General features: G+C 71.6%; 18 protein-coding genes. 10 read left to right on the top strand and 8 right to left on the bottom strand.

From position 1 onward, the window contains the following. Positions 1–119 precede the first annotated feature (119 nt). Positions 120–1,049, top strand: a complete 930-nt coding sequence (locus ACZ6KY_RS24070) for a 1-phosphofructokinase family hexose kinase (RefSeq protein ID WP_469312337.1) — start codon at positions 120–122, stop codon at positions 1,047–1,049. Positions 1,050–1,189: 140 nt separating this feature from the next. On the opposite strand, the gene ACZ6KY_RS24065 is transcribed toward ACZ6KY_RS24070, so the two are convergent. Both ACZ6KY_RS24065 and cdgB read right to left on the bottom strand, forming a co-directional pair. Further along, positions 1,190–2,164 (bottom strand): carbohydrate-binding protein, encoded by a 975-nt coding sequence (locus ACZ6KY_RS24065; protein ID WP_469312336.1) that lies wholly within the window; start codon positions 2,162–2,164, stop codon positions 1,190–1,192. Between the two features lie 117 nt (positions 2,165–2,281). Further along, complete coding sequence (gene cdgB, locus ACZ6KY_RS24060) at positions 2,282–3,994, bottom strand: diguanylate cyclase CdgB (protein WP_469312335.1); 1,713 nt, start codon at positions 3,992–3,994, stop codon at positions 2,282–2,284. 563 nt (positions 3,995–4,557) lie between these two features. On the opposite strand from cdgB, the gene ACZ6KY_RS24055 reads away from it, so the two are divergent. Continuing rightward, entirely contained in the window at positions 4,558–5,040 is a 483-nt protein-coding gene (locus tag ACZ6KY_RS24055; protein ID WP_469312352.1) for a flavin reductase family protein, read from the top strand. A 57-nt stretch (positions 5,041–5,097) separates the two neighbouring features. Here the strand turns inward: ACZ6KY_RS24055 and ACZ6KY_RS24050 are convergent, their stop codons facing one another. Then, positions 5,098–6,048, bottom strand: coding sequence for a sigma-70 family RNA polymerase sigma factor (locus ACZ6KY_RS24050; RefSeq protein ID WP_469312334.1), 951 nt, complete (start codon positions 6,046–6,048; stop codon positions 5,098–5,100). A gap of 95 nt (positions 6,049–6,143) precedes the next feature. Then, complete coding sequence (arfB, locus tag ACZ6KY_RS24045; protein ID WP_355841289.1) at positions 6,144–6,572, bottom strand: alternative ribosome rescue aminoacyl-tRNA hydrolase ArfB; 429 nt, start codon at positions 6,570–6,572, stop codon at positions 6,144–6,146. 211 nt (positions 6,573–6,783) lie between these two features. On the opposite strand from arfB, the gene ACZ6KY_RS24040 reads away from it, so the two are divergent. Further along, on the top strand, positions 6,784–7,359 hold the full coding sequence (locus ACZ6KY_RS24040; RefSeq protein ID WP_355977504.1) for a TerD family protein: 576 nt from the start codon (positions 6,784–6,786) through the stop codon (positions 7,357–7,359). 121 nt (positions 7,360–7,480) lie between these two features. On the opposite strand, the gene ACZ6KY_RS24035 is transcribed toward ACZ6KY_RS24040, so the two are convergent. Beyond that, the gene (locus ACZ6KY_RS24035) at positions 7,481–8,890 is read right to left on the bottom strand and encodes a M1 family metallopeptidase (RefSeq protein WP_469312333.1); all 1,410 of its coding nucleotides are present in this window, start codon (positions 8,888–8,890) and stop codon (positions 7,481–7,483) included. 286 nt (positions 8,891–9,176) lie between these two features. Between ACZ6KY_RS24035 and ACZ6KY_RS24030 the strand changes: the two genes are divergently transcribed. From ACZ6KY_RS24030 to ACZ6KY_RS24020, 3 genes are all read left to right on the top strand, one after another. Further along, positions 9,177–9,677 carry a hypothetical protein gene (locus ACZ6KY_RS24030; RefSeq protein ID WP_261701895.1) on the top strand — a complete coding sequence of 167 codons (501 nt, stop codon included), beginning with the start codon at positions 9,177–9,179 and terminating at the stop codon, positions 9,675–9,677. A 143-nt stretch (positions 9,678–9,820) separates the two neighbouring features. Next, positions 9,821–10,696, top strand: a complete 876-nt coding sequence (locus ACZ6KY_RS24025) for a hypothetical protein (RefSeq protein WP_469312332.1) — start codon at positions 9,821–9,823, stop codon at positions 10,694–10,696. Positions 10,697–10,797: 101 nt separating this feature from the next. After that, a complete protein-coding gene (locus ACZ6KY_RS24020) occupies positions 10,798–11,292 on the top strand; it encodes a DUF4913 domain-containing protein (RefSeq protein WP_469312331.1) in 495 nt (164 codons plus the stop codon). Between the two features lie 47 nt (positions 11,293–11,339). On the opposite strand, the gene ACZ6KY_RS24015 is transcribed toward ACZ6KY_RS24020, so the two are convergent. Beyond that, a complete protein-coding gene (locus ACZ6KY_RS24015; protein ID WP_469312330.1) occupies positions 11,340–12,047 on the bottom strand; it encodes a pentapeptide repeat-containing protein in 708 nt (235 codons plus the stop codon). A gap of 196 nt (positions 12,048–12,243) precedes the next feature. On the opposite strand from ACZ6KY_RS24015, the gene ACZ6KY_RS24010 reads away from it, so the two are divergent. The 3 genes from ACZ6KY_RS24010 to ACZ6KY_RS24000 all read left to right on the top strand — a co-directional run bounded on the left by ACZ6KY_RS24010 (position 12,244) and on the right by ACZ6KY_RS24000 (position 16,105). Next, entirely contained in the window at positions 12,244–13,410 is a 1,167-nt protein-coding gene (locus ACZ6KY_RS24010; RefSeq protein ID WP_469312329.1) for an NAD(P)-binding protein, read from the top strand. A 134-nt stretch (positions 13,411–13,544) separates the two neighbouring features. Continuing rightward, positions 13,545–14,525 (top strand): zinc-binding dehydrogenase, encoded by a 981-nt coding sequence (locus ACZ6KY_RS24005; RefSeq protein WP_469312328.1) that lies wholly within the window; start codon positions 13,545–13,547, stop codon positions 14,523–14,525. A gap of 80 nt (positions 14,526–14,605) precedes the next feature. After that, a complete protein-coding gene (locus ACZ6KY_RS24000) occupies positions 14,606–16,105 on the top strand; it encodes an MFS transporter (RefSeq protein ID WP_469312327.1) in 1,500 nt (499 codons plus the stop codon). Between the two features lie 85 nt (positions 16,106–16,190). Here ACZ6KY_RS24000 and ACZ6KY_RS23995 read toward each other — a convergent pair whose 3' ends face one another. Together ACZ6KY_RS23995 and ACZ6KY_RS23990 are read right to left on the bottom strand one after the other, a co-directional pair. Then, positions 16,191–17,597 (bottom strand): NAD(P)/FAD-dependent oxidoreductase, encoded by a 1,407-nt coding sequence (locus ACZ6KY_RS23995; RefSeq protein ID WP_469312326.1) that lies wholly within the window; start codon positions 17,595–17,597, stop codon positions 16,191–16,193. 10 nt (positions 17,598–17,607) lie between these two features. Further along, entirely contained in the window at positions 17,608–18,261 is a 654-nt protein-coding gene (locus ACZ6KY_RS23990; RefSeq protein ID WP_469312325.1) for a rhomboid-like protein, read from the bottom strand. Positions 18,262–18,369: 108 nt separating this feature from the next. On the opposite strand from ACZ6KY_RS23990, the gene ACZ6KY_RS23985 reads away from it, so the two are divergent. Next, complete coding sequence (locus tag ACZ6KY_RS23985; RefSeq protein WP_469312324.1) at positions 18,370–18,849, top strand: GNAT family N-acetyltransferase; 480 nt, start codon at positions 18,370–18,372, stop codon at positions 18,847–18,849. Positions 18,850–18,895: the final 46 nt, after the last annotated feature.

The following is an 18,895-nucleotide window of genomic DNA, read 5'->3' as shown; positions in this document are numbered from 1 at the left end:
TTGGCCCGGGGGGACTGGGCCGACCGCCGTTGTGTTTGGCATGATCGAGCCTCCGGAACCACCGGCGGGCGCCCGAGGGGCGTCCACGTCACACCATTCTTCGGGGGAGGTCGGCCCAGGTGATCCTCACGGTCACGCTGAACACCGCTCTCGACATCACCTATCGCGTGCGGGCACTGCGGCCGCACAGCTCGCACCGGGTGAGCGAGGTGACCGAACGTCCGGGCGGCAAGGGCCTGAACGTGGGACGGGTGCTCGCCGCGCTCGGCCACGAGGTGACGGTCACCGGTTTCACGGGCGGCGCGACCGGCCGCGCGGTACGGGACCAACTGGCCGGGACCGCCGGGGTGGTGGACGCGCTCGTCCCGGTCGAGGGATCGACGCGCCGCACGATAGCCGTGGTCGACACGACCACCGGTGACACGACCCAGCTCAACGAACCGGGACCGGCGATAACCCCCGCCGAGTGGGCGGCCTTCCAGGAGACGTACGAGCATCTGCTGCGCTCCGCCTCGGCGGTGGCCCTGTGCGGCAGCCTGCCACCGGGGGTACCGGTCGGCGCCTACGCCCAACTCGTCCGCACCGCACGCACCTTGGCCGTCCCGGTACTGCTGGACACCAGCGGCGAGCCGCTGCGCCGCGGGGTCGCGGCCCGCCCCGACATCGTCAAGCCGAACGCCGACGAACTCGCCGAACTCACCGGCTCCCACGAGCCGTTGCAGGCCACCCGGAACGCCCGCAGGCGCGGTGCGCACGCGGTGGTCGCCTCCCTCGGCGCGGACGGGCTGCTCGCCCACACGCCCGAGGGCCATTGGCGGGCCACCCCGCCCGTCCGTGCCCACGGCAATCCGACCGGCGCGGGCGACTCGGCGGTCGCGGGCCTGCTGTCGGGTCTGGTCGAGAAGCTTCCCTGGCCGGCCCGCCTCGCCCGTGCCGTCGCCCTGTCGACAGCGACCGTGGCGGCGCCCACGGCGGGCGAGTTCGACCGGGCGCTGTACGAGAGCCTGCTCGACAGGATCACGGTGACGACGGAGTCCGCCGCGGCGTAGTCCCTTGGGGGAGCCGGGAGCCGGACAACAGGAGGCGGGACAGCAAGAAGGCGGTTCCCGGGACGCGTACGCGCGCCGGTCACCGCCTCGCGGCCGATGAGCTCAGAGGCCCTGAGAGCCCACCAGGGCCCTTACAGGGGCTAGTTCTTGACCTGCCCCTTCTTCAGCGAGAACTGGTCCAGCAGCACGTTGCAGCTGTCGCCGTCCCCGCAGGAGAGGGTGACCGTGTTGGTGCCCTTGTTGAGGCTGGGATACGCGTAGGTCTTCGTCCAGCCCTTGGCGAAGTCGCCGTCCGCGGCGTGCGCGTAGTTCTTCATGCTCAGCTTGGAGCCGAAGACCTTGCCGTTGACGGTGAGCGTCATCGACGCGTCCTGGCCGGGCACGCTGTAGCGCGCGAACAGGGTGTAGGCGCCGTCCTCGGGGATGCCGTTGAACGTCCAGGTCACCGAGGCGCCCGGACTGTTCAGGCCGGACACGTAGACCCCGCCGTCGGACTGGGCGCCCTCGACGTCGGACGCCGTCGTCACGCCGGTGCCCAGGTTCAGCGCCTTCGCGTCGGCCTTGGGGAGCTCCGCGGCGGCGCCCGGTGTCGTCGTCGCCGACCCGCTCGGGGACGCGCTCTGGGAAGCCTGCGGGGTCGTGCCCGCCTGGTCGCCTCCCTTGTCGTCGTCCCCGCCGCCCAGCATGGCGACGCTGATGCCGATCACGACGGCCGCGACCACGGCGATCGCGCCGATGAGGAGGCCCTTGGTGTTCGGGCCACGGCCGCGCCCGCCGCCGTCACCAAGACCGGGCATCGGCGTCCGCGCCGTCTGCGCGCCGCCGGGAACGGTCTCGGGGGCGCCGTAGTGCGCGCTCGGCTGGCCGTAGCCGCCCTGCTGCGGCACCTGGCCGTACGGGGCGGTGGGGGCGGTCTGCTGGCCGTAGGTGCCCTGAGCGGTCTGCTGGCCGTACTTGCGCTCGCCGACCGCCCGCACCCGGTTGACCGAGCCCGGATAGCCGTAGCCGCCGCCTCCAGAGGGCGGCGTGGCTCCGTTGGCCTGACCGTCGGCGTAGAGATAGCCGAACGGGTCGTCGTCCTCGGGCGTGCTCGCGCCGTTGTTGCCGGGCGTCATCCCTTGGTCTCCTCAGCGGGTGCGGTTCTGATGCGGTACACGAATGAATGGCGAGCCTACCCGGTTTCGCTGGACCAAACGGGGGGCCTTCACCGCAAGAACCTGCTGACCTGTGTCTTATCCCGCACGCCTGTGCTGTTTGGGACGAGAACGTTTCTCCACGTACATCCGTTCGTCAGCGGATTTCAACACCTCGTCCGCCGTCATGCCACAGTGCGCCCACCCGATGCCGAAACTCGCGCCCACGCGGACGGCCCGTCCATCGACCCTGATGGGAGGAATGATCGCGTTCCGCAGGCGTACGGCGAGGTCCTGGGCGTCCGCCCGGCCGAGGCCGTCGGCGAGCACCACGAACTCGTCGCCGCCGAGCCGGGCCACCGTGTCGCCGTCCCGGACCCCGTGGGTGAGCCGGCGGGCGACCTCGATGAGAACCTCGTCACCCGCGTTGTGCCCGAACCGGTCGTTGATCGACTTGAAGCCGTCGAGGTCGCAGAAGAGCACCGCGAGCCCCTTGGCGCCGTCGTCCGTCTCACCCTCCGGGGCGATGGTGTGCACATGGTGGTCGAAGGCGTCGAACGCCTCGGCGTCGGCACGGAAGTCGAAGCCGTGCCCGTTCCCGTCGTAGGCGGGGTGGCCGTTCTCGTCGAATTCGCCGGTCGCCGGGCCCGCGAAGTCCCCGTGCCCGTACGCCGCGTCCAGCGAGGCGACCGCGCCGGGCGGCAGGGACTGCGGGCGCCGGCAGAGGCGGGCGCCGAGCCGGGAGCGCAGCTCGGCGGAGTTGGGCAGACCGGTGAGGGCGTCGTGCGAGGCGCGGTGCGCGAGCTGGAGCTCACGGCGCTTGCGGTCCTCTATGTCCTCGACGTGGGTGAGCAGGAAGCGGGGACCGTCGGCGGCGTCCGCGACGACGGAGTTGCGCAGGTGGACCCAGACGTAGGTGCCGTCGCGGCGCCCGAGCCGCAGCTCGGCCCGGCCGCCCTCGGCCGAGGTCCGCAGCAGGGTGCCGATGTCCTCGGGGTGCACGAGGTCGGAGAAGGAGTAGCGGCGCATCGCGGAGGCGGGCCGGCCGAGGAGCCGGCACAGGGCGTCGTTGGTGCGCAGGATCCGGCCGTGCTGGTCGCCGCCCATCTCGGCGATCGCCATGCCGGAGGGGGCGTACTCGAAGGCCTGCCGGAAGGACTCCTCGCTGGCGCGCAGGGCCTGCTGCTCGCGTTCCAGTCGGACCAGCGCGCGCTGCATATTCGCGCGTAGACGTGCGTTGCTGATAGCGATGGCGGCCTGGAAGGCGTACATCTGGAGGGCCTCTCGGCCCCAGGCGCCCGGCCTGCGGCCGTTGCGCGGCCGGTCCACGGACAGCACGCCGATCAGCTCGCCGTGGCCGCTGCCGCCGTTGGAGGCGCTCGGGGTGTGCATCGGCGCGAAGAGGCGGTCGGAGGGGTGCCACTCGTCCTCGAAGCGGGGCGCGGGACCGTCGGTGTACCACTGCGGTACGTCGTCCTCGTCGAGGACCCAGCCCTCGGTGTGCGGTATGAACCGCAGGTCGCCCCAGGCCTCGCCCATGGTCAGCCGGCGGTCCCAGGAGGCACGGGAGCCGACGCGGCCGGTGATGAGGGCCTCGGCGGCGGAGTTCCCGGCGAGAGCGGCGACCACGAGGTCACCGTCGGGGCGTACGAGGTTGACGCAGGCCAGCTCGTAGCCGAGCCCGGTGACCACGCCGTCGGCGACGGTCTGCAGCGTGTCGGCCAGGCTGCGGGCGGTGTTCATGTCCGCCATCACCTGGTGCAGTTGCCGCAGGGTCGCAAGACGGACGTAGGGCTCCGACTCGGTCTCCATTCGCCCTCCCCTCGAGACCTCGCAGCAACTCCAGGGTTCTCTCGGCGTACTAGGTGCTTTTCGGTTCCGTGCTGACTGCTCGGCGCTTCCCGTGAACCGCTTCGCGCCGTACTGCTTGGTAGCTTCCCGCGTAACGCCCCCGCCACTGAATCACAGCGCGCTCCGCACTCGGTACACAGGGTCAACAAAATATCGACCCTGTGACTCAAGTCACAGCGGAACCTGAGCAATTGAGTGGAGTTTCTGCATTTCAGTGTGCGTTTACCGAATGCATTATTGGGCGACTGTGCAGAAGCTGTGCACTCTTGCGCCCGCTGAATGAGTACGGATGAGAGTACGGCCGTCCCCGTCTCCGCTTCCGTCCACCCCGCCCCGCCCCGGCTCCGGCGCCGTTCCGGGCTCCGGCTCCGTCCCCGGACCTAGGTCCCGGTTCGGGCCGAGGTCCGATGCGCCGTCCCCGGAGCGGAGACTAGCGTTCCGGCGTGCTCACGACTTCCCCTGCCCTTCCCCTCACCCCGTCCGTGCATGCTGAGGGGGTGAGCAACGACGAGTTCCGCGCCGCCATGACCCGGCTGGCGGCGGGTGTGGTCCTGGTGACCGCGCACGAGCCCGCGCTGGCCCCGGACGGACCGGGCGGCGAGGACGTCGGCATGACCGCGACCGCGTTCATGTCCGTCTCCCTGGACCCGCCACTCGTCCTCGTCAGCCTGCGCGAGGGCTCGCGGATGGACGACCTGCTCGACGAACAGCCCCTGTGGGGCGTCTCCGTGCTCTCGGAGAGCCAGCGCCACATCGCGGGCCGCTTCTCCATGAAGGGCCGGATCAGCGACCGGCTCCTCTTCGAGGACATCCCCTACGTCCGCGGCGAGGTGTCCGGGGCGCTGCTGGTGGGCGGCGCCCTGGCGACCCTGGAGTGCCGCACCGAGCAGCGGATCCCCGCGGGCGACCACACCCTCGTCATCGGCCGCGTCCTGACGGCCCACGTACCGAGCGCCGACGGCGGTCCCCTCACGTACTTCAAGGGCCGCTACCGCCAACTGGGCTGAGGCCGACCGGCCGGGCCGGCCTCCCGCAGGGACCGCCCGACCACTGGATCGGCCGCCTCAGCGGTCCAGGACGGTGACGCCGAGAACCGCCAGCCGCTCCGGGTCGTTGACGCTGTCGATCACGGCGATCCTGCCGTGTACGACCGTGAAGGCGAGAACACCGGCCGGGCGTCCCTCGACGACCAGCACGACACCCGCGACGCCGTTCACGAGGGCGGGCCGCGCGATATGGGCCAGGTGCGCGAAGCTGATCGCGTTGGACGCCACGGCGACGGCGCCGGTCGTCACACCCCGCTCGGAGCGGGCCACGACATCCGGGTCCAGGACGGCGACGAGCGCCTCGAAGTCTCCGTCGCGGGCCGCCGCGAGAAACGCCTCGACGACCTCCCGCTGCTGGGCCGGATCGGCGTCCGACACCGGCACGCCGCCCTGTACCCGGCGGCGGGCCCGGCTGGCGAGCTGGCGGGAGGCCGCGGGGGTCCGGCCCAGGACGGCCGCGATCTCGTCGAAGGGCACGGCGAACAGGTCGTGCAGAACGAAGGAGAGCCGCTCGGCGGGGGTCAGCGTCTCCAGGACGACGAGCAGCGCGAGGCCGACCGAGTCGGCGATCAGCGCCTGTTGTTCCGGGTCGACCCCGCCGAGGGGACTGAGCACCGGATCGGGCATCCGCACCCCCTGCCACTCCGCCGCCGGCTCCAGCGGCTCCTCCCTGCGAGTCCTGCGCGATCGCAACATGTCCAGGCAGACCCGGCCCACCACGGTCGTCAGCCAGCCCCCGAGGTTGTCGACCCCGTTCGCGTCGGCGCGGCTGAGCTTCAGCCACGCCTCCTGCACGGCGTCGTCGGCCTCGGCGAACGAGCCGAGCATGCGGTAGGCGACGGCACGCAGCCGGCTCCGGTGGCTCTCGAACCGCGCGGCGAGGAACTCGATGCCGTCCCGCGCGTGCGCTCCCCCGCCGTCCGCCGTCCGCGCGTCCTTCGGGAAGTCCTCGTGGGCGCTGTCGCTCATCGCTGGTCACCACTCCTTGTCGCGAGCCGTCACGGAGGTGACGGACCGCGCGGCGGAGATGTGACAGCCGGCCGGGGAGCGGGGGTCCGGCCGGTCTAGCCCCAGTCGCGGCCGGTGCGTCCGCGCTTGGTGTCGGAGCGCTGCTTCTTCTCGCGCAGACGGCGTTCGTTGATGCCCCGGGGGATACGGGTGGCGCGGCGCGGCTTGGGCGGCGGCGCGGTGGCCTCGGCGAGGAGGGAGGCCAGGCGCACGGCCGCCGTCTCGCGGTTGCGCCACTGGGAGCGGTGCTCGGAGGACCGGACACTGATGACCCCGTCGACGAGCCGCCCCTCCAGCTTCGCGAGCGCGCGGTCCTTCCACACGGGCGGCAGCGCCTCGGTGTTCGCGAGGTCGAAACGGAGCTCGACCTGCGAGTCGCTGGTGTTGACGTGCTGCCCGCCCGGCCCGCCGGAGCGCGAGAAACGCCACATGAGCTCGGCCTCGGGCAGGGAGACGGAGCCGCGGATGACATAGGGACCGGACATGTGTTCATGGTCGCGTGCCCGGCCGGTCCGCGTCACCCTGTTTTCGGCGTCTCTCGGGGTGAAGCGCGTCTCTCGGGGTGAAGAGGGGAGTCTGGGTAAAAAAGGTAAAGACAGACGGAACCTCGGGTACCCCCCTTGGCGTTCATAGAGGTGACGGTAGCTTCGTCCCCAGTACGAAGCCCGTACGTCACGAGGGAAGGGACTCCCAACAATGGCTGTAAGCCTGTCCAAGGGTGGCAACGTCTCGCTCACCAAGGAGGCTCCGGGCCTGACCGCCGTCACCGTGGGCCTCGGCTGGGATGTCCGCACCACCACGGGCACCGACTTCGACCTCGATGCCTCGGCCATCGCGGTCAACCCCCAGGGCAAGGTCTATTCGGACGCCCACTTCGTCTTCTTCAACAACAAGCAGACGCCGGACCAGACCATCGTCCACACCGGCGACAACACGACGGGTGAGGGCGCCGGCGACGACGAGGCGATCAACGTCAACCTGGCGGGCCTGCCCGCCGACGTCGAGAAGATCGTCTTCCCGGTCTCCATCTACGACGCGGAGAACCGCTCGCAGAACTTCGGCCAGGTCCGCAACGCGTACATCCGCATCGTGAACCAGGCCGGCGGCGCCGAGATCGCCCGCTACGACCTCTCCGAGGACGCGGCCACCGAGACCGCCATGGTCTTCGGCGAGCTCTACCGCAACGGCGCGGAGTGGAAGTTCCGCGCGGTCGGCCAGGGCTACGCCTCGGGCCTGGTGGGCATCGCGCAGGACTTCGGCGTCAGCGTCTGATCCTGAGCACCCGCCCCATGAGAGGAGCCCCCGGACTTCGGCCGGGGGCTCCTCTCATGGGGCCGCCCGCCCGCGACACCCGGCAACCGCACCGCCCACGACGCCCGTGGTGCCCGGCGGCTCAGGGATGGGCCGGCTTGCCCTTTCCGTACAGCCAGTCCTTCCAGATTCCGCTGAAGTCCTTGTCCGGCGCGGTCTTCTCGACGTACGCCGTGAAGTCGGCCGTGTCCGCGTTCGCGTGGCGATGGGTGGCGGCCCAGCCCTGGACGATGTCGTAGAAGGTGTCGTCGCCCACCAGCCGGCGAATCTTGTGCAGGACCATCGCGCCGCGGTAGTAGACGGGCGGGTCGGAGATCTGCGCGGCACCGGGAGGGTCGGCGGGCGGGAAGGCCCAGACCTCGCCGTTGTCGACCGGCTCGTAATAGTCGCCCTTGTAGAGGGAGTTGAAGATCTTGTCGGCCGAGTCGCCGCCGTGGTCCTCCTGCCACAGCCACTCCGCGTAGGTGGCGAACCCCTCGTTGAGCCACATGTCCCGCCAGGACTTCGGGGTGACCGAGTCGCCGAACCACTGGTGGGCCAGTTCGTGGACCAGGGTCCTGGTGTCGGGTGCGCCGGGGAAGACGGGGCGCGTCTGGGTCTCCAGGGCGTAGCCCGCGTCGTCGGGGCGGTCCACGATCGCCCCGGTGGAGGAGAAGGGGTACGGGCCGAAGTCGTGCTCCTCCCAGTCCATGATCCCGGGGATCCCTCCGAGCACCTTCCTGCTCGCCCGCGTCTGTGTCGGGTCCACCGCCACGTAGACCGGCAGCCCGTTCCTCGTCGTCGAGCGGGTGATGTCGTACCGGCCGATCGCGAGCGTGGCGACATAGCTCGCCATGGGTTCGGCCGTGTGCCAGGCGTACGTCGTACGGCCCTTCGCGGTCGTCTCGCTCGTCAGCTCGCCGTTGGAGACGGCCTGGAGACCCTTCGGGACGGTGATCCTGACGTCGTACGCCGCCTTGTCGAAGGGGTGGTGGTCGCCGGGGAACCAGGCCATCGACCCCGTGGGCTCCCCGAGGGCGAGGGCGCCGTCGGCCGTGCGCAGCCAGCCCTCCTTGGAGTTGTCGGGGTCGGTGATCGTCTCGGGGGTGCCGGAGTAGCGGACCGTCGTCCTGAACGTCTTCCCTTTGCCCAGGTCGTCGTGCGGGCGCACGGTCAGCTCCTGGCCCGCCCGGCTCCAGCCGGCGCTCCGGCCCTCGACGGTGACGTCGGAGACGTGCAGCCCCAGCAGGTCGAGACGGAAGGCGCTGAGGTCCTCAAGGGCCCGCGCGGTGATCTCGGCCGTCCCCGTCAGCCGCTTGTCCCGGGGGTCGTAGGCGAGGGTCAGGCCGTAGTGCGTGACGTCGTACCCGCCGTTGCCCATCTTCGGGAAGTACGGGTCGCCGACACCGGCGGCGCCGGGCTTGCCGCGCACGTCGTCCCCGCCGCAGGCGGTGAGGCCGGCGACGAGCGTGAGGGCCAGGGCAAAGGGGACGGTGACGGAGGATCGGGGCACATCCGCGATCCTAGGGCGCCGCTCCCCCAGGGGCGGGGCGAGTCGGCGCCCGTTGGCCGAGGGCTCCCCGCGGCGACCGGAAACCTCCGCCGTGCCACCGGCTCGGCAACAGGCCCCGGTCCCGCCCGCCGTGCTGCCCCCACCCTTCGACGCCACACGCCGGAGGCTCCTCCCCGAAGCCCCGGCCCCGTGCCCGGGGCAGCCCTGACCCCCCGGCCCGATACCCCGCGGGCGGCCGGAAACCACCGGTCGGGAAGCGGCACCCCCGGCGTGACACCATCACCTCGTGCTCGACATCGGCTACGCCCTCTCCAACCGCTTCCCCGACCCCCCGCAGACCGACTACCGCCGCGCGGACGTCCACGCGCTGCGGCACGACCTGTTCTGCGGCGACGTCTACCTCGCCGACACCAAGACGGACCGCGAGGTGTCCACGGGCTGGGGATGGGTGCCGGTGCTCGACTTCGCGTGGGCGCTGTGCGACATCGTGGAGCAGCTCGACCGCGACCCGCTCGGCAGCCGGGCCTCGCGCCCCCAGCAGGCGGAGCTGGACTTCACCGAGTCGACCGACCGCATGCTCTTCGAGCGCCGCTTCGGCTGGGTGGACGTCGAGGCCGACTGGATGCATCGCGACGAGGAACCGCTGACCTTCTCCCACACCGAGCTCCGCCGCGAGGCCCGTGACTTCCTGCACGACCTGCTCGCGGACCTCACCGACCTGCACGACGACCTCGCCGAGAACCCGGCGATCTGGACCCTCCAGGCCCGCTTCCCGCGCGTCTCCTGAACCGACGGGACCGTGGGTCCGTTGTGCTGCGCGTAGAGCGACTCCCGGCACACGGAAGGAAATCTCGGATGCCACCCCAGAAAAGAAGGACTGACCTAGAGGCGCAGAGGGACACCACAGGTTCGGACAGCGACGATTCGAACGTGTCGACGAGGAGTGTCACCAATATTCCCTTCGTCGCCGTCACGATCAACCGCGACGGCGAACCCGAGGCTCTCCCCATCGCCATCGCCGCCCCGCACGAAATGCCCGAACCCCCCGAGCCGCTCCACCGGGAGCGCGGCATCTACTTCGAGCCGGGCGACCTCGTGCCCCCTCAGTTCGTGGCGCAGGGCATTTCCGGGCAGCTCTACAACTACAGCCAGGCCACGGGTGCATGGATCAAGGCGCATGCGGAGGAGATCGCTTCGTTCGCGGTGAAGTCCCTCCCCCTCGTCGCCACGGTCGCGGCGACCTTCACCGAGGGTGCCACGTCGGCCCACCTGCAGAAAGCGTCGACCTACCTGGCGACGGGCGAAACGGTACTCAATGCCGGTACCACCGCCTACAAGCTCTACTCCGACCCCACTGTCAAGCGGGGCCAGGCCGCGATCAGCCTGGCGGCCAGCGTGTTCTCCATCGGCGGAACCGTGACGAGCGCCCAGGCGGGCGAGCCCGCGAGGACACCGAAGCAGGCGCAGCAGCTGACGACATTGGGAGCGTCGTTCACCGCCTTGGCCGGTGCCGTCAGCTTCACCCACCGCGCCACGCAGGAACGCTTCCTGCCGCTCACCGAGTCCCCGTCCCAGACAGCCAGCGGCGCCAGCGCGGGGCAGGGCAACAGCAACACGAGCCTGCCCGCCAACACCTACGCCATGCACGCGGTGCCGACGAGCACCTCTCCCCCCTCGGCGAGCGTGGCCTCCTTGCAGTCGCCCGGTGCGGGGTCCTCCAACGCGCAGCCGACGGCGACGACCTCGGCCCTCCAGAAGCCCCCGCCGAAGGCGGCCGTCACCAAGCGCGGCGCTGCCGCCCCCTAACCAGGAATCAGCCGACAGCCGGTCCCCGGGACGCCCTCGCAGGGGGCGTCCCGGCAGCGGCTGCCCCTCCACCTTCCCTCCGGTCCCGAGGACATCCCCGCATGCCAGAGAACGCCACCCTGACCGGCGTCCCCGAGGGCGACGAGCACGGCCGAGAACTCCAGCACCCGGAGGAGGCCGCCCCCGCCACGGACGTCCCGTCCGACGGCAGCGCCCCACAACCGGCGCCGCCGCCCCGGACCTCACCGTTCATCCTGTACCTGGAAGGCCCGGAACAGGACGACGCCCTCTTCCGGCTGACCCTGTGGGTGCGGCACCTCCTGCTGCCGGTGTACGGCCGCGAGGTCACCTCGACGGCGCCCTGGTGCGCGAGCTGGTGGCGGCACCCCGAAGCGGTGGCCCAGTTCTACGGCCTGTGGATGACCTGGCAGGAGCTGACCGGGCAGGCGGCCGGGCTGAGCGGTCCCGCGCTGTGGCACCGCGACCACCTCACCCATGTCATGGCCGCGCTGCGCGACCCCGCCGGCCCCTTCGCGGGCTGCAAGGCGGGCCACCGGGACAAGGAGATCCCCTCGATGGATCCCTACCCGGGGTGACCCGCGCCCCTGAGCCCGGGCGTCCGGCGGGCCGGTCCTGACAGGTCCTAGCCTTCCACCCTGACCCCCAGCGCCGCCGCCAGCACCGGCGCCAGGTCCAGGAGCTGGGCCGTGCTGATGACCGCGCCCGCGAGCCGCTCCACGCCCCGCGCGATGTCCAGTTCCGCCGCCGCGCGCAGGTCCACGTCCACGAGGGTGGCCTCGGTGAGGTCCGCCCCCTTCAGGACGCAGTCCACGAACTCCACCCGCTCCAGGCGGGCGCCCCCGAAGTCCGGCTCGACCAGGACACAGCTCTCGAAGACGACGTCCTTGAGTCTCGCCTTGCGCAGATTCAGATAGTCGATCTTCCCGCCGCGCACGACCACCCGCTCCAGGACGGAGCCGTGCAGCTGCACTCCGCCGAGCCGGGCGTCGATCACCTCGACGTCACGCAGTGTCGACTCGGCGAGGTCGGTGCCCACGCCCCGTATGCCCGTCAGGACCGAGTCCAGCACGCGCGCGTGGTGCAGCCGCGTCTCGTCCAGCGCGCAGCCCGTCAGGGCGCAGTCCATGAAGCGGGCTCCCCCGCCGTCCTGTCCGGCGAAGTCCGCGTCCCGGAACTCCAGCCCGTCGTAGTCGCCGTCGGGCTCCAGCTCCGCGCCGTCGTACGGCTCCAGCGCCGGCAGCCGCACCTCCGGCCGCCGTGCCGCCTTGATCCCCGTCCCGGGCGCCTTCGCACCCGTCCCGCCGCGCCCGCCCGCCACTCTCCTCGCCATGCCCCCATCCTGCCCGCCCCCACTGACAATCGGCGCCGGCCTGCGAGAACTCCCCGCATGTCACCTTCCGGGCCCCGACATGTCACATTCCGGGCCCCCATCCCGTCGTACGCACAGGAAGGCCTGCTGGCAGAGCACCGAAGGACCCGCGGACCGGACCCCGAGCACCGACCCCGAGCAGAGGAGACCTCCAGCCATGCACCGCATCACCGTCATCGGCGGCGGCTTCGCCGGACTCACCGCCGCCATCACCGCCGCCGAGGCGGGCGCCGAGGTCACCGTCCACGAAGCTCACCACACCCTCGGCGGGCGGGCCAGGACCGCCGAGGGGCCGTACCGGACGAACGAGGGACCGCACGCCCTCTACAGCGCCGGGCCGCACTGGACCTGGCTCAAACAGCGGGACCTGATCGGGGCGCTCGCCCCGATCAGGTCCCTGGAGGCGGCCCGGCTGCGGCTGCGCCACAAGGGCGCGCTGCGCCGCACCCCGCCCTTCGCGATGCTCAAGCTGCTGCGCCGCTCCTGCCAGCAGGCCCCCGCGGACGTCGACTTCATGACCTGGGCGACCGGGCAGGCCGGCGCGGAGGGCGCGCTGGCCGCCGCCCACTACTCCGCCGTCGCCCTCTTCCACCACGATCCCGGTTCGCTGTCCGCGGCGTTCGTGCAGGAGCGGCTGCGCCGGGCCATGAGACTGCCGACGGAGGCGAACTGCCCCCGGGGCGGCTGGGCGAACGTCATCGACCGGATGGCGGGGCGGGCCTGGAACCTCGGCGTACGGATGGAGACGCTGGCCCGGGTGGACGCCGTCCCCGCGGACCGGGGTCCGGTCATCGTGGCCACCTCGCTCGACGCCGCCCGCCGCCTCCTCAAGGACGCGTCGCTGACCTGGCCGAGCGGCCGTACCGCCCTCGTCGACCTGGCGCTGCGGAGCCGCCGTGGCGACGCGTTCGCCGTCTCCGACCTGGACGCGCCGGGCTGGATCGAACGGTTCACCGCCCGGGACCGCACCCTCGCCCCGGCCGGGGAGCAGCTCCTCCAGGGTCAGATCCCGATCGCCCCGGGCGAGACGGGGGCGCACGGCGTCGCCCGCGCCGAGGCGTTGCTCGACCTCGCCTTCGAGGGCTGGCGCGAGCGGGTCACCTGGCGGCGCGCGAGCGTCGCGAACGGCCGTACGGGCGCGGTCGACCTGCCCGGCACGAGCTGGCGGGACCGCCCGCGCGTCGACCGCGGTGACGGCGTCTATCTCGTGGGCGACCAGGTCGCCGCCCCCGGGGTGCTCTCGGAGGTGTCCTTCAACAGCGCGACGGAGGCCGTGGCACTGGCCCTGCGCATCCGGGAGCGTCTTGACCTCAAGCGAGCTTGAGGTCGAAAAGTGGTTACTCACCCGACCTCGCGAGACGCTCCCGTGGCCACACGGACCTCGCGGACCTCGCGGGGTCTCACGGACCCGCGGGGCCCCGCCGCCTCGCAGACCTCGTAGACGCTGAGGAGCCCCCTATGTACGCGATCCGCCTGCACGCCTTCGGTCCCGCCGAGAACCTCGTCCACGAGCGGACCGAGGACCCCGAGCCGGGGCCGGGACAGGTCCGTATCGCCGTGGCCGCCGCCGGCGTCCATCTCCTGGACACCGCCCTGCGCGAGGGGATGCGGGGCGGCCCGGCCCCGGCGCCCACGCTGCCGACCGTCCCCGGCCGCGAGGTCGCGGGAACCGTCGAGTCCCTCGGCGAGGGCGTCGCCGCGCTGTGGCTCGGCAGACGCGTCGTCGCCCACCTCGGCTTCGCCCCCGGGGGCTACGCCGAACTGGCCGTCACGGACGTCGAGCGCCTTCACGACATTCCCGCGAACCTCGACTTCGCGCAGGCCGTCGCCATGATCGGGACCGGCCGTACGGCCATGGGGATCGTGCAGTTCGCCGAGTTCGGCCCCTCCGCCGTGGTCGTCGTACCCGCGGCGGCGGGCGGCATCGGCACGCTCCTCGTGCAGTACGCGCACCACGCGGGCGCGACCGTGGTCGGCCTCGCGGGCGGCCCGGAGAAGGTGGCGCGGGCCCGCGCGAACGGCGCCGATCCGGCCGTCGACTACACCGACCCCGGCTGGCCGGAGAAGGTCCGCGCGCACCTCGGCGGCCGGGCGGCGACCGTCGTGCTCGACGGCGTCGGCGGCGACATCGCCCGGGACGCCGTCGGACTGCTCGGTCCCGGCGGCCGGCACATCGTCTTCGGCTGGTCGGGCGAGGGCATCCGAGACGGCTCCCCGTACCTCGTGGAAGGGGTGTCCGAGCAGGTGCTCGGCCCCGTGATGATGCGCAAGGCCGGCGGACCCGACCCCGCACGAACCCTGGAACTGCGGGCCCTGGCCGAGGCCGCGGCCGGACGCCTCACCCCGGCCGTCACCCGCTTCCCCCTCGCCGAGGCGGCCTCGGCGCACCGGGCCCTGGAGAACAGGGCCACGATCGGAAAGGTGGTGCTGGAACCATGACCGCGAGCCCGTGGAACGCGTCCCGCGAAGCCATGTCGTCCAAAGATGCGACCCATCCTGTTTCATGGTCTTCTGGGCGAATGAGTGTCACCCGGACAGGTGAACCAGAGGCGCCCGTGGGTCCCGACCCCCATCGCTGGTGGGCGTTGGTGATCATCGCGCTGGCCCAGTTGATGGTCGTGCTGGACGCGACCATCGTGAACATCGCGCTCCCTTCCGCGCAGCACGACCTCGGCATGTCCGACGGGAACCGGCAGTGGGTCATCACGGCCTACACGCTGGCCTTCGGCGGGCTGCTGCTGCTCGGCGGCCGGATCGCCGACCTCGTCGGCCGCAAACGCACGTTCGTCATCGGGCTGATCGGCTTCGCCGTCGCGTCCGGGATCGGCGGCGCGGCCACCACGTCCGGCATGCTCTTCGGCGCCCGCGCCCTCCAGGGTGCCTTCGCCGCCCTGCTCGCGCCGTCCGCACTGTCCCTGCTGACCACGACGTTCACCGATCCGAGGGAACGCGGTAAGGCCTTCGGTGTCTACGGAGCGCTGGCGGGCTCGGGTGCGGCGATCGGCTTCATCGTGGGCGGCCTGTTGACGGAGTACCTGAACTGGCGCTGGTGCCTGTACGTCAACATCCCCATCGCGGTCATCACGGTCATCGGCGCGTTCGGACTGCTGCGGGACCGGCCGGGCTTCAAGAACGTCCACCTCGACGTGCCCGGCGCGGTGCTGGGCTGCGGCGGACTGGTGGCGATCGTCTACGGGGTCAGCGAGGCGAACTCGCGCGGCTGGTCGGACCCGCTGGTGCTGGGCCTCATCGCGGGCGGGGCCGCACTGCTGGTCGCGTTCGTGTGGTGGCAGAACAGGGCACCGAGCCCGCTCCTGCCGCTGCACATCGTCAAGGACCGCAATCGTGCCGGCTGCTTCCTGACGATGGGGCTCGCGGTCATCGCCCTGTTCGGCATGTTCCTGTTCATGACCTACTACCTCCAGGTCATCCTCGGATACTCGCCGGTCAAGACCGGTCTCGCGTTCCTGCCGCTGACCGTCGCGATCATCATCGGTTCGACGCAGATCTCGGCGCGGCTGCTGCCCCATGTGGCGCCGCGCATACTGATGGTGCCGGGCGCGGTCCTCGCCGCCGGCGGCATGGTGATCTTCACGCAGCTCACGGTCAACTCCGACTACGCGGGCCAGCTGCTGCCCGGTCTGCTCCTGATGGGTCTCGGCATGGGCCTGGTCTTCATGCCGGTCTTCGCCACCGCGACCGCCGGGGTCGCCCCGCAGGACGCGGGCGTGACCTCCGCGACGGTCAACACCTCGCAGCAGGTGGGCGGTTCGATCGGTACGGCGCTGCTGAACACCATCGCCACCACGACCAGCACGGCCTACATCGCCGCCCATCTCCACAACCCGTCCCAGAAGGCGCTGATCGTCCGTGAGGGCGTCGTCCACGGCTACACCGTGGCCATCTGGTGGGCCACCGGCATCCTGCTGCTGGCCGGCCTGGTCGCGGGGCTCATGGTCACGGCCAAGGCCCCGAAGTACGCGGCGTCGAGCACGGCGGTCCCGGAGTCCGTGGGCTGACGGCACCGGCTCGGATCCCGGGGGTCCGGCGCGGACTCCCCGGCCGGACCGCCGGGACCGGGCCGACCTCGGCCGCCGGGACCGGTCAGTGGCGCCCCGACACCCGGTCCGCGAGCCGGGCCAGCCGGGACGACTCCGGGCTGTGGGTGGCCTGTTCGCGGCGGTCGGCCGTGCGGTAGGTCGCGTACATGCCGTGGACGCCGATCCAGCGGAAGGGCTCCGGTTCCCACTTGCGGACCTTGTGGTTCACCCAGGGCAGGGCGGTCAGGTCGGTCGCGCCCGCCTGGCCGGAGTCCTGCCGCACGAGGTCGCGCAGGGTGCGGGCGGCGAGGTTGGTGGTGGCGACGCCGGAGCCGACGTATCCGCCGGCCCAGCCGAGGCCCGTCGCCCGGTCCAGGGTGACCGTGGCGCACCAGTCGCGCGGGACGCCGAGCACGCCCGACCAGGCGTGGGCCACCTGGACGCCGGCGAGCGACGGGAAGAAGCGGACCAGGATCTCGTACAGGGCGTCGATGGTCGACTGCTGGGTGGTGCCGTCGTTGTCGGTGCGCGAGCCGAAGCGGTACGGGACACCGCGGCCACCGAGCGCGATGCGGCCGTCGGCGGTGCGCTGGGCGTACATGTAGGCGTGCGCCATGTCGCCGAGCGTCTCGCGGCCCTCCCAGCCGATCTCCGCCCACTGGCCGGCGGTCAGCGGCTCCGTCGCGATCATCGAGGAGTTCATCGGCAGCCAGGTGCGCTTCTGGCCCTTGAGGTTCGCGGTGAAGCCCTCGGTGCAGCGCAGGACGTAGGGGGCGCGGACGGTGCCGTACGGCGTCACCGCCTGCCGCGGGCGGATCTCGGTCACCGGTGTCTGCTCGTGGATGGTGACGCCCAGTGCCTCGACGGTCGCGGCGAGGCCCTTGACCAGCTTCACCGGGTGCAGCCGGGCCCCGTGCGGGGTCCAGGCCGAGCCCACCGCGTCGGCGACCCGGATCCGCTCGGCGGTCTCCTTCGCGCCGTACAGCTCGCGGTCCTTCTCGCCGAACGACAGCTCGTGCGCGTGGAAGGCCTTGAGCCGGGCCAACTGGGCGGGCGTGTACGCCACTTCGAGGACGCCGCCCTGGTGGATGTCGGCCTCGACGCCCTCCTCGGCGGCCACCTTGACGACCTCGTCCACGGTGTCGTTCATGGCTCGCTGGAGGCGTACGGCCGCCTCCTGGCCGTGCAGCCTCGCGTACCGGTCGCGGCCCGCGATGCCGTTGTAGAGCCAGCCGCCGTTGCGCCCGGAGGCGCCGTAGCCGCAGAACTTCTGCTCCAGGACGGTGACGCGCAGGGAGGGGGCCGCCTTCTTCAGGTAGTACGCGGTCCACAGTCCGGTGTAGCCGCCGCCGACCACGACGACGTCGGCGGACGCGTCGCCGGGCAGCGGCTCCCGGGGGGCGGGGAGGCCGTCGTCCGCGTACCAGAAGGAGATGCCGCCGTTCACGGCCTTGCTCGCCGAGCTGCTCATGGGCAGGACGTTAACCCCGGAAAGCGGCCACTGTCTCCTTCGGATTCCATGCCTTTCCGCGCCCCCGGGCCAACGGATAACAGGCGAGACCGATCAGAACGGAGGTGAAATGCCCGAGATCGGTGAAGGTGCGCGCGGTCATGAAGGGAATCCCGTAGACCGCCAGAACGACCACCAGATACGGATACCGCCAGGGCGTCGCGATCCGGTAGGTGAGCACGCCGACCACCCCCGCCAGGGCGTAGCTCACCCCGATGTCGAGGGTGTCGACCGCGGAGTGCGGTGCCACGCCGTGCTTGATCGCCCAGAGCAGCGCACCCTCGCTGACCAGCGTCGACACGACATGCGCGGTCGCGTTGACCGCGAGCCAGCGCGCCGTTCCGAGCCAGCGTTCGGCCGGCGCCTGGAAGACGGTGTAGAGCACGGCGTACGGCGCCCAGCGCCCGCCGTCGATCCACATCGCGCTCGCGAACAGCACCCGCACCGGGTTGTTCGACAGCTCATGGATGTTCGTCGAGCGCTGCCGCAGGAAGTCCTCTTCGAAATCCGGAGACATGTGGTGCATGGCCACGGTCGTGATGAAAAGAATGGTCAGCCAGATGTACGTGCCCGGCGCACCGCGCACGTACATCCACACCCTGTGGAGGACCCGGTCAATGCGCATGGTCCGATTCACCCATGCCGGCAGTGTCCCTTGTCCGATCGACATTCCGGACGAGCCGCCCGGGTCGCGGAAAACTTGCGGCGGAGCCTCCCGGGCTAGTCTCGGCGCATGATCCGTACCGCTGCCCCCGACGACATCCCCGTCATCCACGCCCTGGTGCGTGAACTCGCCGAGTACGAGAAGGCCCTGGAGGAGGCGCGGGCGACGCCGGAGCAGTTGCGCGAGGCGCTGTTCGGGAAGAATCCGGCCGCGTACGCGCACATGGCGGAGGACGACGTCACGGGTGAGCCGGTCGGCTTCTCGCTGTGGTTCCTGAACTTCTCGACCTGGCGCGGCGTCCACGGCATCTACCTGGAGGACCTGTACGTACGCCCGGCGGCGCGCGGCGCCGGTCACGGCAAGGCGCTGCTCACGGAGCTCGCGCGGATCTGCCGGGAGCGCGGCTACCAGCGCCTGGAGTGGTCCGTCCTGAACTGGAACCGGCCCTCGATCGACTTCTACGAGTCGCTGGGCGCGCGCCCGCAGGACGAGTGGACGGTGTACCGGCTCACGGACGAGGCGCTGGAGACCCTCGGAAAGCGCGGCTGAGGCCCGGCGATCCCCGGGATCCGGTGCGGGCGGCCTGCCGACCCGC

It is taken from the genome of Streptomyces sp. NPDC042002 (assembly GCF_055588305.1).
Note: the sequence above shows the minus strand (reverse complement) of the source record. Positions and strands in the feature narration are given on the sequence as shown.

Excerpts from the sequence above, each read along its gene's own strand:
- ACZ6KY_RS24020 (WP_469312331.1), top strand. The coding sequence starts at position 10,798 with ATGCCAGAGAACGCCACCCTGACCGGCGTCCCCGAGGGCGACGAGCAC.
- ACZ6KY_RS24055 (WP_469312352.1), top strand. The coding sequence starts at position 4,558 with ATGACCCGGCTGGCGGCGGGTGTGGTCCTGGTGACCGCGCACGAGCCC.
- ACZ6KY_RS24015 (WP_469312330.1), bottom strand. The coding sequence starts at position 12,047 with ATGGCGAGGAGAGTGGCGGGCGGGCGCGGCGGGACGGGTGCGAAGGCG.
- cdgB (WP_469312335.1), bottom strand. The coding sequence starts at position 3,994 with ATGGAGACCGAGTCGGAGCCCTACGTCCGTCTTGCGACCCTGCGGCAA.
- ACZ6KY_RS23995 (WP_469312326.1), bottom strand. The coding sequence starts at position 17,597 with ATGAGCAGCTCGGCGAGCAAGGCCGTGAACGGCGGCATCTCCTTCTGG.
- ACZ6KY_RS24005 (WP_469312328.1), top strand. The coding sequence starts at position 13,545 with ATGTACGCGATCCGCCTGCACGCCTTCGGTCCCGCCGAGAACCTCGTC.
- ACZ6KY_RS24065 (WP_469312336.1), bottom strand. The coding sequence starts at position 2,164 with ATGACGCCCGGCAACAACGGCGCGAGCACGCCCGAGGACGACGACCCG.
- ACZ6KY_RS24040 (WP_355977504.1), top strand. The coding sequence starts at position 6,784 with ATGGCTGTAAGCCTGTCCAAGGGTGGCAACGTCTCGCTCACCAAGGAG.
- arfB (WP_355841289.1), bottom strand. The coding sequence starts at position 6,572 with ATGTCCGGTCCCTATGTCATCCGCGGCTCCGTCTCCCTGCCCGAGGCC.
- ACZ6KY_RS24050 (WP_469312334.1), bottom strand. The coding sequence starts at position 6,048 with ATGAGCGACAGCGCCCACGAGGACTTCCCGAAGGACGCGCGGACGGCG.
- ACZ6KY_RS24000 (WP_469312327.1), top strand. The coding sequence starts at position 14,606 with ATGAGTGTCACCCGGACAGGTGAACCAGAGGCGCCCGTGGGTCCCGAC.
- ACZ6KY_RS24010 (WP_469312329.1), top strand. The coding sequence starts at position 12,244 with ATGCACCGCATCACCGTCATCGGCGGCGGCTTCGCCGGACTCACCGCC.
- ACZ6KY_RS23990 (WP_469312325.1), bottom strand. The coding sequence starts at position 18,261 with ATGCGCATTGACCGGGTCCTCCACAGGGTGTGGATGTACGTGCGCGGT.
- ACZ6KY_RS23985 (WP_469312324.1), top strand. The coding sequence starts at position 18,370 with ATGATCCGTACCGCTGCCCCCGACGACATCCCCGTCATCCACGCCCTG.